The 2,681-nt window shown below is 33.5% G+C and carries 3 protein-coding genes; all 3 read left to right on the top strand.

The features are described from left to right. Positions 1-186, top strand: a 186-nt coding sequence (locus CI949_RS19650) for a diol dehydratase small subunit (protein WP_290769577.1), incomplete at its 5' end; no start/stop codon positions are given. A 21-nt stretch (positions 187-207) separates the two neighbouring features. Further along, positions 208-2,049, top strand: a complete 1,842-nt coding sequence (locus CI949_RS19645; RefSeq protein ID WP_089716142.1) for a diol dehydratase reactivase subunit alpha — start codon at positions 208-210, stop codon at positions 2,047-2,049. After that, entirely contained in the window at positions 2,042-2,578 is a 537-nt protein-coding gene (locus CI949_RS19640) for a glycerol dehydratase reactivase beta/small subunit family protein (protein ID WP_290769572.1), read from the top strand. Before CI949_RS19645 ends, CI949_RS19640 begins: the two co-directional genes overlap by 8 nt. Positions 2,579-2,681 lie beyond the last annotated feature (103 nt).

The following is a 2,681-nucleotide window of genomic DNA, read 5'->3' as shown; positions in this document are numbered from 1 at the left end:
AAAGTAGATGATGATAGAATTCTTGAAATTTATAATGCAATGAGACCTTACAGATCAACTAAAGCGGAATTAATAGAAATTGCTGAGGAACTTGAAAATGATTATGATGCTGTAATTAATGCAAACCTGATACGTGAGGCGGCAGATGTTTATGAAAAAAGAGAGCGCCTCAAAGGGGATAGATAAGTTAATAAGTAGGTGACGACTATGGAATACATTGTTGGAGTAGATGTAGGAAACTCAACTACAGAGGTTGCTGTAGGAAAAGTAGATAAAAAAGAGGAAAACATAGAATTTATAACTGATGGCATATATAAGACTACTGGTTTCAAAGGTACAGTAGATAACATAGAAGGAATAATAAATTCTTTGGATTCTGCACTTGAAAAAGTAGATTTGAAATATGAAGACTTAGATTTGATTAGAATTAACGAAGCTACACCGGTAATTGGCGATGTAGCTATGGAAACAATTACAGAAACAGTTATTACTGAATCAACAATGATAGGGCATGACCCCTGGACTCCTGGAGGAATAGGGCTTGGAGTTGGCTATACTACTAGGATAGAAGACTTAGCTGACTGTAAACCTGGTGATGAATTAATTATTATCATCCCAGGAGATGTTGATTTTGCGGATGCTGCTGTGTTAATAAATAAAGCAGTAGAATCTGGGATTAAAGTTAATGGAGCTGTTGCTCAAAAAGATGATGCAGTTTTGATTGTTAATCGTCTTAATGAAAACATACCTGTTATTGATGAAGTTAAGTATATTAATAAGATACCAATAAATAAAAAAGCAGCTGTAGAAGTTGCTAGACCAGGTGGTACTATTAATAAACTTTCTGATCCTTATGGTATTGCAACAATTTTTGAGCTTAATTCTGAAGATACTAAACACATTTTTCCAGTGGCTCGGTCATTAATTGGTAATCGTTCTGCTGTTGTAATCAGAACTCCAGAAGGAGATGTTGAAGAACGAAAAATTCCGGCTGGAAAACTAGTGATTTTTGGTGATAAAGGTAAATCAGAAATTAGCGTTGATTCTGGAGCAGAAGAAATAATGGATTCAGTAGAAAAGATACAACCTGTGAAAGATGTAAAAGGAGAATCTGGTACTAATGTTGGAGGAATGTTGGATAGAGTTAAAGAAACAATGAGTAAGGTTACTGATCAAAATTTATCTAAAATAATGATCAAAGATATACTTGCAGTTAACACTTTTGTACCTCAAAAAGTAAAAGGAGGGCTTGCAGAAGAACATGCAATGGAAAATGCTGTTGGTCTTGCTGCAATGGTTAAAACTTCTCAATTACCTATGCAGAAAATTGCTGATAAACTTCAACAAAAAACTGGCGTAAAAGTTGTCATTGCTGGGGTAGAAGCAAATATGGCAATTCGTGGGGCTTTAACCACTCCTGGTACAGATAAACCCTTTGTCATTCTTGATATGGGTGGAGGATCTACTGATGCGGCTATGGTTACAACTAAGGATAAAGTATATTCAACTCATTTAGCAGGTGCCGGTGATATGGTTTCACTTTTAATTAATATAGAATTAGGGATTGATGATTTAAAGCTTGCTGAATTGATTAAAAAATATCCCCTGGCTAAAGTAGAAAGTATTTTTCATATTAGACATGAAGATGGAAGTGTTAAATTTTTTGATGAACCTTTAGCATCTAAATTGTTTGGGAGAGTTGTTATCTTAACAGAAACTGATATGATTCCGATTCCCACTAAACACTCTTTAGATAAAATTAGTCAGGTTAGAAGAGAAGCCAAAAATGATGTTTTTGTGCGTAATTCTGAAAGAGCCTTAAAAAGAATTATTCCTACAGGTAATATTAGAGATATTGATTTTGTAGTAATGGTTGGGGGATCTGCTATTGATTTTGAAATCCCAACACTAATATCTAATCGTTTATCTGAATATGGAGTTGTAGCTGGTCGAGGTAATATTAGAGCAATTATGGGACCACGCAATGCTGTGGCTACTGGGCTTGTCCTTTCTTATCTAGATACAGAGGGAAGTGTTGAAAATGGGTAATAACAGGGAAAAACCAGCTGTATATATAGCCGTAGAAGATAATTATAAAAATAGTTCTCTATTAAACTATTTAGGTTATGGATTAGAGGAAGAAGGAATACCTTTTAAAATGGTGAATGATAGTGCTCAAGATTTATATTCTTTAGCACATCAAGCTGCCCAAGCTTCACGTTTGAATGTTTCATTAGCGCTTGGAGAAAATAATAAAGTAATCATTCATCATAAAAAATTAGAGCCTGATAATCCATTTTTCGAAAAAGAAATAAGCAAAGAATTTCAGGCAAAGGCGATTGCATCAAATGCAGCTAGATTGGTTAAAGGTATTCCAATTAAAGATATTCCCTTAGAAATAGATCAAAAAAATAAATCTGTATCTGATATTTTAATTGATTTAGATAACTTTAAAAGCATTAGTAAAGATGCTAAGAATGAAAAAATCTCTAATTCTGAAAAAGATGTAGATGAAAACAGAATAAAAGAATTAACAAATTATATTTATCAAAAACTAAAAAATATAGAAAACAAATAATATTTAAGAGGCACTTTGAGGAAAGGAGGGAATATGTCCCAAAAAGCTCTTGGAATGATAGAAACAGTAGGGATTCTTGCTGCATATGAAGCTGCAGATGTAG

The sequence above is a fragment of the Halanaerobium sp. genome, assembly GCF_003070835.1.
The sequence above is the reverse complement of the archived record's forward strand: the minus strand, read 5'-3'. Positions and strand labels throughout refer to the sequence as shown.